The following is a 13,069-nucleotide window of genomic DNA, read 5'->3' as shown; positions in this document are numbered from 1 at the left end:
CACTCGGCCGCAGCTGTAGACCAGCCATGCTGAGTTCTTTATAAAGAGATTCTTACGAATCCAAGAGCTAACGCATGGACCTGCTCAACGCCATTCGCAGCTTCATCAAGGTGGTCGAGGCCGGCAGCATCGCCGGCGGCGCCCGTAGCCTGGGCCTTAGCCCGGCAGCGGTCAGCCAGAACCTGGCGCGCCTGGAGGGCCATCTGCAGGTGCGCCTGCTCAGCCGCACCACCCGCAGCATGGCGCTCACGCCGGCGGGTACGCAGTATTACGAGCGCGTCAGGCATATCGAACGTGACCTGGCCCTGGCCGAGCAGGCCGTCACTACGCCAGACAGTGAACCCCAAGGGCGGCTTTGCATCGCCTCGACATCCGCGTTTGGTCGCCACGTGCTGGCGCCACTCATACCCGCATTCAGTGGGCGCTATCCACTGCTTTCGATAGAGTTGGTAACGACTGATCGTCGGGTCAACCATGCCCGTGAAGACGTCGATGTGAGCCTGCGCATTGCCCCGCAACTGGAAGACCAGCTGTTGGCCCGGCACATCGCCCGTATCCCGTTCATTTGCTGTGCCTCGCCCGGTTACTTGCAAAGCGCTGGGGTGCCGGCTACGCCCGAGGCGTTGCGCGAACACCGTTGCCTGGTGTTCCGCTACCCGGTGGATGGGCGGTTTCTGCGCTGGGGTTTCATGCGCGACGGGCTGCGTTTTGAAGCGGAGTTCGGCAGCGTATTGATCAGCGACGACATCGATGCATTGACCCAGATGGCGCTGCACGATGGCGGTATTACCCGCCTGGCCGAGTTCATTGTGCGACCGCACCTGGCTAGCGGTGCGCTGGTGCCGTTGTTCGAGTACAGCGACAGTGGCCAGGCCTACGCCCAGACCGAACCGATGGATATCTACCTGTGCCTGGCCGACCGTTTCGCCATGAGCGCGAAAGTGCGTGCGTTCATGGATTATCTACGCGAATGCCTGGGGGACAGTTGGCAGGTACGGGCATGAAAAAACCGCCACGAGGGCGGTTTTCATAGTACGTACGAATCAGAAGCGGTAGGTGAGGGACGCACCGATACCGTGAGCGCTGTTCTCGTACTTGGCCTGGTAGCTGCCTTTGGTTGCGCTCACCTGATTGACCTTGGTGTCTTCTTCCCACAGGTAGGAATAAGCCACGTCGATGGTCATGTCGTCGTTCGGGCTCCAGCCGGCACCTAGGCTGAACACCTTGCGGTCGCCAGTCGGGATACGTGGCGAGCGGTCGTGGTTGTTGGTCGGCGATTGGTCGACGGTGAAGCCGGTGCGCAGCACCCACTCCTTGTTGACCTTGTACGACGCACCAATGGCGTGGGCCCAGGTGTCATGCCAGTTCTGTTCTTCGGTGATGGTCTGGAACGCCGAACCTGCCAGTGGCGCCGGGACATCGTTCTGCACGGTGATGTCTTCCAGGCGGCTCCAGCGGGTCCAGGTGCTGCCTGCATACAGGGTCCACTGGTCGTCCAGCTCATGGGTAACCGAGAGGTCGACCGATTCCGGCGTCTTGATCTTCAGCGTGGCGTCGAACTTGTTGCCGTTGAACGGCCCGATCAGCGGGGTGCTGACGCGGGTCTTGCCCTCGAGCTTGTAGTCGACCATTGAGTGGTAGGTCAGGCCGACGCGAGTACGGTCGGTGGCCTGTACCAGGATCCCGATGTTGTAACCAACGGCGGTATCGTCACCCTTGATCTTCACTTCGCCGTCATTGCTGCCCGGGGTGAACGGGTTGATCAGGCTCGAACCCAGTTCCCCTTCGATGCGGTTGATGGTCGGGCCAAAACCGATCGAGACCTTGTCGTTGAAGGCATAGCTGACAGTCGGCTGGAACGTGACAACCTGTACGTGGCTCTTTTTGCCCCAGTAGCGCGCGGCATCATCGCTGCCGTAGTCGGTTACCAGGCCGAACGGTACATAGACACCGAAGCCGACGCTCCAGTGGTCGTCGATCGGCTTGACGTAGTAACCCATGGGTACGCCAACGAAAGGCACCATGTCACCATCGGTTTCCCCCCCGAGGTTGCTGCCCCGGCCCGAGATGTCGGACTTGGCGATGACAGCGGCGGCGCCCACGGTAGCCTGTTCGCGTTTGAGGCGGGACATGCCGGCAGGGTTGCCAAACACGGTGCTGGCATCATCGGCAGAAGAAGAACGTCCCGCGAAACCTGTCCCCATGCTGCTGATGCTCTGTTCGTTGAGCGCGAAGCCGCTGGCGAGCAGTTGGCTGGAAGCAAGCGCAATCGCTACGCCGAGGGAGGTTTTGAGCATTACTTTTTTCATTATTAGAAAACTCCTTGGGATCTCCGGGGCGAAAAGCTACCAACAAATCACGCGCTGCGCCATAGCCTCAATCGCAGAAGATAGAGCGGTTTTGTAGGACAATCCGACCAAAATTCCCTTTTTTCCGGTAATGTTGTAGGACGCTTCTTAAGATGCCTGTGGCAATTTCTGATCTATGCAGGTATGCCAGGCATGAGTGAAGTCGCGCAGGCGACCCTGGGGGTGAAAAATCTGACGCCAGATCCGTGCCAGCGCCAACAAGTCGTCAGCCGCGGGCAGTGGCGTGGCCTGCTCTTCGACGAGCATCCAGGCAATTGCAGTGGAATAGCGCAGGTTGACGGTGAGTTCCAGGTGCGGCCCGCCGAGGAAGGCGTGCTGGCTGGCCAGGCCGCGCACAAGGCTGGCCAGGTCGGGATCGCGGGCCAGATAATCGTCCCAGAGTGCCTGGTGACGGTGTTCGCCAATGCGGTAAAGGCCGTGGCCACGTCGGTCATGCAGGGCTGACCCGAGTGCCGACTGGCTGGCGGCAATGCCCAGCAACAAGGCTTCGGCGCTGGCGCAGTGACGGTTCAGGTAGACCAGAGTGGGTCGGATCACATACTGACACAATTCATTCGCCGCAATACCCATGATGCCCTCGAGCAATTAAGGGCCGGACGGGCGCTGGAGCTTGGCAGCTGGTGAATGATCAGGCCCGCCGGAAGCGGTAAGCACCGCTCGAGTTGAAGTGTAGTGTGATAATCGTGGTGTAAAGAGCTGTTTTTAAATCGATTGCTGCCTGACGTACCGGGCTATATGCCCGGAGGCAATTAAGCCAAGAACGTTCAGGCAGGCTTGCGATGGGGTGATTCAGCGCTTGAATACCGCGGTATTCGCCGCTCACGCGATGAGCGATTGACGGGTCCGCGCGATGACCGCCTGCAGCGGTTCATTGCGGCTGTACTGTTCAGGGTACAGGCGCTCGGTGTGGCAGGCGACGCCGTGTTCGTCTACCAGGGTGAAGCTGAAGCTGCCCTTGCGTGGGGCAACGATAAGGCACTTCAACGGCGAGAAGGCCTGGGAGAGGGTGCCAATGGCAGCCTGAATCTGATGATGAGTTTGCATATTGTTGGAGGTTCCTGCTTTAAACACGGAGGGTATGATCCGTGCATGATAGAAACGTTCCAGTGACGCCTTTATTAAGGGACGAACGAACCTGACTGGAACAAAGCAGCCAGAGAGAGCGCAATCAAATGTGGGCGCTTGGGCTGACTGGTAGGTACTTCGGAAGCCAGGCAGCACACCGGGGCCAAGGTTCTAGGCCGTCGGGTGGAATCCTGATCAATCTGTCACGTGATTCGTGCTTGAGCAGCCTTAGGCTGGCGAGTGAATCATCGAATGGGCCGATCCTGCTTTCAGCAGCGCACTCTTGGGTGGAGTGGGTCTGCAAGGACATTGTGGCCCGAATTGACTTTCAGCTTGGTACTAACGAGGCGCACCTTACCGGAAATGCCGGTGCTTGGCAAGCACTACGTTTGTTCAGGTGAGCCGCACAGTATGGCGCTTATTTGCAGCACTGTGAAGAGGGGGCAAAACGCCCGTATCCGGGCGGATGTGCCCATTTCGAGCACTCAAATGAAGGTTAATGGTGCACTTGTTCACATTCGGGGCAGCAGTTGTAACAGGCCGGCAACACGCCGCAACCGGCTCGCCAATGCCTTGACTGGGCGGTTAAGTCAATGAAAAAAAACACTATTTTTAGCTGGTGAAAAAATCGTCAGTTTGAGACAAAGCCCCAATTCACGGGGCTTTGCGGGGTGTGTGAGAGGGTTGTCCACCGAGTTATCCACAGGAACTGTGGATTGTCCCGCGCGCTTGCTCTAGAACGGGCGTGCCAGCATTGCAGTTGACTGTCCGACAATCTACATGCCCCGACAGACCGGCTGGTCATCCACTCGAAAACGTCAAGAAAAGATCATTGAAATTTTTTTCAATCCTCCAGAAATCCACAAGTCACGGCGGAAAAAAAAGAGTAGAGTGGCGCGCCTTTCGAGTTGCCAAGCCTGTTGCTCATGAGTTTTCGCGGTAAAGACCTCGCCAGCCCCGCTGCATCGACGACGCCTCCCAAACGCTTTTCCTTGAAAGTTGCCTTGTGGCTGCTCGACAACCCGCACCTGGGCGACAAGCCCCAGGTCAAGCACCTTGCCGGGCGCCTGCTGAAGCAGCCGGCGCGTCAGGGCGTGGTGGTGGCACAGAGCCGCTTGGGGCAGATGCTGTGCCGCGATTGCGGCAATGCCCGCGACCGGCGTATTGGCCATGAACTGCTGCGCCAGGCAGCGCGCGCCGGTGATCGGAGAGCACAGCTGGAGTATGCGCGGCTGTGCCAGAACAACGAACCGGACCAGGCGAAGTAATGCTCCGACAAGCCCCGTGCTGATAAGCTGCACTCAATTTGCAACAGCGTAATCGGGGTAAGCATGACAGTGGATCTGGCCAGCATTCTGCTGGGCTTGGTGGCAGGTGCTTTACCTTGCCTGGTGTGGGTCATGCAGGTGCAGCGTCGCCAGGGCGCACGGCAAGGCGAGCAGGCCTTGCTCGAAGAGCGCCTCAACGCAGCACAACTGACCCTGGCTGGCCTGCAGGCGCAGCTGGAGGCCAGCCGCGACGAAGTCAGCGACCTCAGCGAAGCCAACACCGTCAAGCAGGCCCAGCTGGCCGCCCAAGGCCGTGAACTGGAGCTGCTGCAGATCGATCGCGACAACGCCCGTGACGCTGCCCACGCCTGGAGCCTGGAGCGCGCCAACCGTGAAGCCGAGCTGCGGCGTCTGGAGGCGCAGGCCGCGCGTCTGGAGGCCGAACTGCGTGAGCAGCAGGAAAGCCACCAGCAGCGCCTGGAAGACCTGCAGGAAGCCCGCGACACCCTGCGCGCCCAGTTCGCCGACATGGCCACCAAAATCTTCGACGAGCGCGAGCAACGCTTCGCGCAGACCAGCCAGCAGCACCTGGGGCAGTTGCTCGACCCGCTCAAGGAACGCATTCAGTCCTTTGAAAAGCGCGTGGAAGAAAGCTATCAGCAGGAAGCCCGCGAACGCTTTTCCCTGGGCAAAGAGCTTGAGCGACTGCAACAGCTCAACCTGCGCCTTTCCGACGAAGCCACCAACTTGACCCAGGCCCTGAAAGGCCAGAAAACCCAGGGCAACTGGGGCGAGCTCATTCTTGAACGCGTGCTGGAACATGCCGGCCTGGAAAAAGGCCGCGAATACCAGACCCAAGTGAGCCTCAAGAGCGCTGACGGCGAGCGTTTCCAGCCCGATGTGCTGATCATGCTGCCTGGCGACAAACAGGTGGTGGTGGATGCCAAGGTCAGCCTTACGGCGTACCAGCAGTTTGTCGCCAGCAATGACGAGGCCGCGCTCAAGCAGCACGTGCAGTCGCTGCGCAGCCACGTCAAAGGCCTGTCGAGCAAGGACTACAACCGCCTCGAAGGCCTGCACAGCCTGGATTTCGTGCTGCTGTTCGTGCCCATCGAAGCGGCCTTTTCTGCGGCCTTGCAGGCCGAGCCGAACCTGTTCCAGGAAGCTTTCGACCGGCATATCGTGATCGTCAGCCCTACCACCCTGCTGGCTACCTTGCGGGTGATCGACAGCCTGTGGAAGCAGGAGCGCCAGGGCCAGAATGCCCGGGAAATCGCCGAGCGTGCCGGCTGGCTGTACGACAAGTTCGTGCTGTTCATCCAGGACCTGGACGAGCTCGGCAGCCGGCTGCAGCAAGTGGACAAGGCCTATGCTGCTGCCCGTAACAAGCTGTGCGAAGGGCGCGGCAACCTGGTCAGCCGCAGCGAACAGCTGAAGCTGCTGGGGGCCCGCGCCAGCAAGAGCCTGCCGGCAGACTTGCTGGAGCGGGCGCTGTCCGATGAGGTGCCGGATGCAGCGGTTACTGAACCTGGCTCAGATGGCGGTTGAGCATGGCGCGCAGGGCCGCCGGCTTGACCGGTTTGGCCAGGTAATCCAGGCCTGACGCATGCACCATGGCGATGGTTTCTTTGCTGCCGTCGGCGCTGATCACCACGCCTGGTACCGGTTCACCCAGGCGCGCACGTAGCCAGCCCATCAGCCCGGTGCCGGTCTCGCCGTCATCCAGGTGGTAGTCCACCAGTGCCAGGTGCGGGCGCATGCCCTTGGCCAGCAAGGCTTCGCATTCGGCCTGGTTGCGCGCGGTCCATACCTGGCAGCCCCAGCGGCTGAGCAGGCTGTTCATGCCAATCAGGATGCTGTCTTCGTTGTCCACGCACAGCACGTGCAGCCCGGCCAGTGGCTGGCCGCCCTGTTGTTCCGCGGGGGCGCTTGGCGCCGGGGCGGCCTGGCGGGCAATGGGCACGCTGACGCGGAACACCGTGCCCTTGCCCGGCCACGAGCGCACTTCCAGCGGGTGCCCCAGCACCCGGCACAGGCCGTCGGCAATCGCCAGGCCCAGGCCCAGGCCTTTTTCGGCGCGGGTCTGGTGGCTGTCCAGGCGCTTGAACTCCTGGAAGATCACTTGCAGCTTGTCGTCGGCGATGCCTGGCCCACGGTCCCACACCTCCAGCCACAGGCGCTCGCCTTGGCGGCGTGCGCCCAGCAGGATCGGGCTCTTGCCGTAGCGCAGGGCATTGGTGAGGAAGTTCTGCAGTACCCGGCGCAGCAGCTTCATGTCGCTGTCCACCCGCAGGCGGCTACCACGCAGGCGGAACTCCAGGCCTTTCTCGGCCGCCAGTACCTTGAACTCGGCGCCCAGCGTGTCGAACAGTTCGTTGAGGGCGAATGGCTTGGCGTCTGGGGTAATCTTGCCGTTTTCCAGGCGCGAGATGTCCAGCAGGTCGCTGATCAGCTCTTCGGCCGAGCGCAGCGAGCTGTCCATGTGCTGCACCAACTGCTGGGCCTCTTCGTTCATGCCCTCGGCCTGCTGCGACAAGGCGGCGGAGAACAGCCGGGCGGCGTTCAGGGGTTGCATCAGGTCGTGGCTGACCGCAGCCAGGAAGCGGGTCTTGGACTTGCTGACCGCTTCGGCCTGGCTCTTGGCTTCGGACAACGCCTGGTTCAGTTGCGACAGTTCGTGGGTGCGCTCGGCCACGCGTTGTTCCAGGCCTTCGTTGGCATCGCGCAGGGCCTGCTCGGCTTCACGGAACGGGGTGATGTCGGTGAAGCTCATGACGAAGCCGCCACCCGGCATCGGGTTGCCGATCAGCTCGATCACCCGGCCATTGGGGAACAGCCGTTCGGACGAATGCGCGCGGCCCTGGCGCATCCAGTGCAGGCGCCGCGCCACATGCACCTGCGCTTCGCCCGGGCCGCACAGGCCGCGCTCAGCGTTGTAGCGGATGATGTCGGCAATCGGCCGGCCCACGCTGATCAGTCCGTCGGGGTAGTTGAACAGCTCCAGGTAGCGACGGTTCCAGGCCACCAGGTGCAGGTTCTGGTCGACCACGCTGATGCCCTGGTTGATGTTCTCGATGGCGCCTTGCAGCAGGGCGCGGTTGAACTGCAGCACCTCGCTGGCTTCGTCGGCAATGCGTACCACGTCTTCCAGCTGCATGTCGCGGCCTTCGATGGCCGCCTTGACCACGGCGCGGGTCGACGAGGTTCCGAGCACCCCGGCCAGCAGCCGTTCGGTGTGCTCGATCCAGTCGCCGTCGGCATTCTGGTTGGGGTTGAAGCCCTTGCCCTGGCGATAGGCGAAGCGGATGAAGCTCTGCCGGGCGCGTTCCTCGCCGACAAAACGCGAGGCCAGGGTCAGCAGGTCGTCGATCTGCACTGCCAGCAATGGTTTGCTGCTGGGGCGGGCGCTGGTTTGCTGGCCGATGAAGCGGCCGGCCTGCCAGTGTTCGGAAACCCGTGTGCGCGACAGTACCGAGACCCAGGCAAACAGGGTGAAGTTGCCCGCGAGGGACAGCACCACCCCCTGGGTCAGCGGGCTGATCGGCAGGCCCAGCGGGTTGCCGTGCAACCATGCCAGCCCTGGGAACAGCTGCAGCGACCAGCCCAGGCTATGCGCGGCAATCGGCAGGACCAAGGTGTAGAACCACAGGAAGATGCCTGCCGCGAGGCCGGCGAACACGCCGCGACGGTTGGCCTGCTTCCAGTACAGCGCGCCGAGCATGGCCGGGGTGAGCTGGGTGACGGCGGCGAAGGCGATCTGGCCGATGGTCGCCAGGCTGGCGGTAGAGCCCAGCAGGCGGTAGCTGACGTAGGCCAGCAGCAGGATCACCACAATGGTTACCCGGCGCACCGAGAGCATCCAGTGGCGGAACGCCTCGAATGGCCGCTCGGCGTTGTTACGGCGCAGCAGCCAGGGCAGCAGCATGTCGTTGGAGACCATGGTCGACAGTGCCACCGCCTCGACGATGACCATGCCGGTGGCCGCCGAAGCGCCGCCAATGAACGCCAGCAGGGCCAGGCTCGGGTGCGCCTCGGCCAACGGCAGGCTGATGACGAACGAGTCGGAGATCACCGTGCCCGGCAGCAGCATCTGCCCGGCCAGGGCAATCGGCACCACGAACAGCGCGGCCAGCGCCAGGTACATCGGAAACACCCAGCGCGCCAGGCGCATGTCCTGGGGTTCGATGTTCTCTACCACGGTGACGTGGAACTGCCTTGGCAGGCAGATGATCGCCATCATCGCCACAGCGGTTTGCACCACCATCGACGGCCAGTTGATGGTCTCTTGCCAATAGTCCTGCAAGTGGATCGACTGACGCGCCTGGCTGAACAGGTCGTCGAAGCCGTCATACAGGTTGAACACCACGAAAATGCCCACGGCCAGGAAGGCCAGCAACTTGATCAGCGATTCGAAGGCAATCGCCAGCACCATGCCACGGTGGTGTTCGGTCACGTCCAGGCTGCGGGTGCCGAACACGATGGCGAACAGTGCCAGCACCAGGGACACCACCAGCGCGGTGTCCTGCACGCGGGTGCCGGTGGCGTCTGCGTTGGCCCCGATCAGCAGGTTGACGCCCAGCACGATGCCTTTGAGCTGCAAGGCAATGTACGGCAACACGCCGACCAGGCAGATCAGCGCCACCACTACCGCCAGGGTTTGCGACTTGCCATAACGTGCGGCAATGAAGTCGGCGATTGAGGTGATGTTCTGCTGTTTGCTGATCAGCACCATCTTCTGCAGCACCCAGGGCGCGAAGATTAGCAGCAGCACCGGGCCCAGGTAGATCGGCAGGAATGCCCAGAGCTGTTCGGCGGCCTGGCCGACCGCGCCGAAGAAGGTCCAGCTGGTGCAGTACACGGCCAGCGAAAGGCTGTACACCCAGGCGCGCAGCTTCGGCGGCAACGGCGTGCTGCGGCGGTCGCCATAGAAGGCGATGGCGAACATGACGGCCATATAGGCCAGGGCGACCACGGCGATCAGCCCGCTGGACAACGACATGAAGACTCCGAAGCAAAAAAGATAACGCGGTCCCGATCAACCAGTCTGGCACGCAGGTGCCGCTTCGTCAGCGCAGACGATGGTTGTAGGCGCGAGCTTGCTCGCGATTGATCTGAAACAAAACATCAATTTTTTCGGGTACCCAACCCATAAAACACCCCCGCCAGCAACACCGACAACACCAGCAGGTAGAAGATTGCCCCCGGCCACAGGTGCACCAGCGCAAACCCCACCATCACCGGCCCCAGCGCCGCGCCGAGGTTGGACAGGTTCTGCGCACCGTAATACACCCCGCGCAAATGCTCTGGCGCGATCAGGTCGATGAACATGTACTCGGCAGGGATCACGATGATCTCGCCCAGGGTGAACACCAGCATCGCCAGGCACCACGCCAGCACCGAGCCTGCCAGCGAAAAGCCCAGCAGCCCGGCGATGAACAGGGCCATGCCGGCCAGCAACCAGGGCATCAGGTGCTGGCGGCTGATGCGCCGGCCAATCAGGTACTGCAGGGCAATCACCGTCACTGCGTTGGTGGTCACCAGATAGCCAACCAGCCGCGCTGCCTCGGCCGGGCGGGTGGTGACCACCAGGTACTGCGACAGGTAGGCGGTGAACTGGCCGAACACCACCGCGCTCAGCACCCCGCCCAGGGTGAAATACACCAGCCGGCGGTCACGCGCCAGCCCCAGCGCCACCTGGCCGAAGCCGGCCGCAGGCTTGTCCGGTGCGCTCGCCTGCAGGTTACGGTCGCCAAGGCGCCAGTAGGCCAGGCACATGCCCAGGCCAAGCAGGGCCGAGGCGATGAACGGCATGTGGTCGTCCAGTTCCAGCATGGCGACCCCCAGCAGCGGGCCGGCGGCGTAGCCGACGTTGCTGAGGGTGTACTTGATGGCGAACACCTCGGCCCGCTCTTCCACTGGCAGCAAGGCACAGAAGCCTGCCTTGGCGGCAATGTCGACGACTGCCAGCGCCAGGTTGATCAGCACCAGGCACAAGAAGAACAACAGCGCCGAGCCGCTGACGACCGCGCCGACGAACGCCAGGGCGAACAGCAGGGTGCTGGCGCTGACCAGTGTGTGGTTGCGCAAGGTGTCGACCAGGTGCCCGCCATACAGGCTCAGCAGCGAGGCGATAATCAGTGCACCACCTATCAGCAGGCCGATCTGACTGATCGGCAGCTGGAAGTTGTCGGCCAGGTACACCACCAGGTAGGGCAGGGTGAGGGCGCGGGCGACAGTGAGGGTGAACGTGGTCAGCAGCAGCAGGCGTACGGTGTGCGGGTAGCGTTTCAGGGCGGCGAGCATTACCACGTCCTTGTTGTTCTGGGTTACCGGGCACAAGCATAAGCCACATGCGCGTCCTGCAGGAGCGCCCGGCCGCTTCTGCAAAAAGCGTGTAGGCTTGCCAGCCAAGGCATTTCCCATGCAGATTTGTGGCCTGACGTGCCCGGCGCGCCTCCAATTGAAAAGCCCTCAGGACCAAGGACGATGAGTCACTCCTCGCAATTCACCTTGCTCGGCAAGCGGCGTTTCCTGCCGTTTTTCATCACCCAGTCGCTGGGTGCCTTCAACGACAACCTGTTCAAGCAATCGCTGATCCTGGCGATCCTGTTCAAGCTCAGCCTGGGCGACGGTGACCGTTCGATCTGGGTCAACCTGTGCGCCTTGCTGTTCATCCTGCCGTTCTTTCTGTTTTCGGCGCTGGGCGGGCAGTTTGGCGAGAAGTTCGCCAAGGATGCGCTGATTCGTGTGATCAAACTGGCCGAGATCGTCATCATGGCCATCGGTGCGCTTGGCTTCATCACCAACCACCTGGCGCTGATGCTGGTGGCGCTGTTCGGCATGGGTACCCACTCGGCGCTGTTCGGGCCGGTGAAGTACTCGATCTTGCCGCAGGCCCTGCGCGAGGAGGAACTGGTCGGCGGTAACGGGCTGGTGGAAACCGGCACGTTCCTCGCCATCCTTGCCGGCACCATTGGCGCCGGGGTCATGATGTCGGCCGACAGCTACGCCACGGTGGTGGCGGGTGGGGTGGTCGGCACTGCGGTGCTCGGCTACCTGGCCAGCCGCTGGATCCCGCGGGCCGCTGCCGCCTCGCCGAACATGCCGCTGGACTGGAACATCTTCCGGCAGTCGTGGGCGATCCTGCGCATGGGCCTGGGGCAGCCGCCCGCGGTGTCGCGCTCGATCGTGGGTAACTCGTGGTTCTGGTTTGTCGGTGCCATCTACCTCACGCAGATCCCGGCCTACGCCAAGGACTGGCTGCACGGCGATGGCACGGTGGTGACCCTGGTGCTGACCCTGTTCTCGGTAGGCATCGCCCTGGGTTCGCTGTTGTGCGAACGGCTCAGCGGGCGCAAGGTGGAGATCGGCCTGGTGCCGTTCGGCTCGTTCGGCCTGACCTTGTTCGGCCTGCTGTGGTGGTGGCACTCCGGCGATGTGCCGGCTGCAGCGGCGCCGCATGACTGGCTGGCGCTGCTGGGCATGAGCCAGGCCTGGTGGATCCTGCTGTCGATTGTCGGCCTTGGCGTGTTCGGTGGCTTCTATATCGTGCCGCTGTATGCGCTGATCCAGGCCCGCACGGCCGAAGACCAGCGTGCTCGGGTGATTGCGGCCAACAACATCCTCAACGCCTTGTTCATGGTAGTGTCAGCGGTGCTCACCATCATCCTGATGGGGCTTGCCGAGCTGAGCATCCCGCAGCTGTTCCTGGTGGTGTCGCTGCTTAATATCGCGGTCAACGCGTACATCTTCAGGATCGTCCCCGAGTTCACCATGCGCTTCCTGATCTGGCTGCTCAGCCATTCGATGTACCGCGTGCAGCACCGCGACCTTGAACGCATCCCCGACGAAGGCGCGGCGCTGCTGGTGTGCAACCACGTCTCGTTCGTCGATGCATTGCTGCTGGGCGGGGCAATCCGCCGGCCGATCCGCTTTGTGATGTATTACAAGATCTACAACCTGCCAGTGCTCAACTTCGTGTTCCGCACCGCAGGCGCCATCCCGATTGCCGGGCGCAACGAAGACCCCGCCACGTACGAGCGTGCCTTCGCGCGCATTGCCGGGTACCTGGCTGATGGTGAGCTGGTGTGCATATTCCCGGAGGGCAAGTTGACCGGCGATGGTGAGATCGATGTGTTCAAGGGCGGCGTCAACCGCATCCTCGAAGACACGCCGGTGCCGGTAATCCCGCTGGCTTTGCAGGGCCTGTGGGGCAGCTTCTTCAGCCGTGACCCGGCCAAGGGCTTTTTCAGGCGCCTGTGGTCGCGAGTAACCATCGTGGCGGGTGCCGCTATCCCGGTGGAGGCAGCGCAGCCTGAGCTGTTGCGCGAGCAGGTCAGCCGCTTGCGCGGTGACCTGCGCTAGACG

At 62.5% G+C, this 13,069-nt stretch carries 8 protein-coding genes and 1 pseudogene; 4 read left to right on the top strand and 5 right to left on the bottom strand.

Annotation, left to right across the window (positions count from 1 at the left end; all coding sequences use genetic code 11):
* Positions 1-74: 74 nt before the first annotated feature.
* Positions 75-1,004, top strand: coding sequence for a LysR family transcriptional regulator (locus N805_RS16190; protein WP_019470173.1), 930 nt, complete (start codon positions 75-77; stop codon positions 1,002-1,004).
* A gap of 39 nt (positions 1,005-1,043) precedes the next feature.
* On the opposite strand, the gene N805_RS16185 is transcribed toward N805_RS16190, so the two are convergent.
* The 3 genes from N805_RS16185 to N805_RS16175 form a co-directional block, all read right to left on the bottom strand.
* Positions 1,044-2,309, bottom strand: coding sequence for an OmpP1/FadL family transporter (locus tag N805_RS16185; RefSeq protein ID WP_019470174.1), 1,266 nt, complete (start codon positions 2,307-2,309; stop codon positions 1,044-1,046).
* Positions 2,310-2,456: 147 nt separating this feature from the next.
* Positions 2,457-2,939: a hypothetical protein gene (locus N805_RS16180; RefSeq protein WP_019470175.1), complete on the bottom strand. Its 483-nt coding sequence runs from the start codon at positions 2,937-2,939 to the stop codon at positions 2,457-2,459.
* Positions 2,940-3,188: 249 nt separating this feature from the next.
* The gene (locus N805_RS16175; RefSeq protein ID WP_019470176.1) at positions 3,189-3,413 is read right to left on the bottom strand and encodes a hypothetical protein; all 225 of its coding nucleotides are present in this window, start codon (positions 3,411-3,413) and stop codon (positions 3,189-3,191) included.
* 947 nt (positions 3,414-4,360) lie between these two features.
* Between N805_RS16175 and N805_RS16170 the strand changes: the two are divergent.
* Both N805_RS16170 and rmuC read left to right on the top strand, forming a co-directional pair.
* A pseudogene (locus tag N805_RS16170) lies at positions 4,361-4,699 on the top strand (sel1 repeat family protein); the annotation flags it as partial.
* 180 nt (positions 4,700-4,879) lie between these two features.
* Complete coding sequence (gene rmuC / locus N805_RS16165; RefSeq protein ID WP_165931634.1) at positions 4,880-6,250, top strand: DNA recombination protein RmuC; 1,371 nt, start codon at positions 4,880-4,882, stop codon at positions 6,248-6,250.
* Here the strand turns inward: rmuC and N805_RS16160 are convergent.
* A complete protein-coding gene (locus tag N805_RS16160) occupies positions 6,222-9,701 on the bottom strand; it encodes a hybrid sensor histidine kinase/response regulator (RefSeq protein WP_019470179.1) in 3,480 nt (1,159 codons plus the stop codon). The genes rmuC and N805_RS16160 overlap by 29 nt on opposite strands.
* Positions 9,702-9,826: 125 nt before the next feature.
* Positions 9,827-11,005 carry an MFS transporter gene (locus tag N805_RS16155; protein ID WP_019470180.1) on the bottom strand — a complete coding sequence of 393 codons (1,179 nt, stop codon included), beginning with the start codon at positions 11,003-11,005 and terminating at the stop codon, positions 9,827-9,829.
* Positions 11,006-11,188: 183 nt separating this feature from the next.
* On the opposite strand from N805_RS16155, the gene N805_RS16150 reads away from it, so the two are divergent.
* Positions 11,189-13,066 carry a 1-acyl-sn-glycerol-3-phosphate acyltransferase gene (locus tag N805_RS16150; protein ID WP_019470181.1) on the top strand — a complete coding sequence of 626 codons (1,878 nt, stop codon included), beginning with the start codon at positions 11,189-11,191 and terminating at the stop codon, positions 13,064-13,066.
* Positions 13,067-13,069 lie beyond the last annotated feature (3 nt).

It is taken from the genome of Pseudomonas putida S13.1.2 (genome assembly GCF_000498395.2).
Taxonomy (GTDB): Bacteria; Pseudomonadota; Gammaproteobacteria; order Pseudomonadales; family Pseudomonadaceae; genus Aquipseudomonas; species Aquipseudomonas putida_Q.
This window is presented reverse-complemented; position numbering and strand designations above follow the sequence as displayed.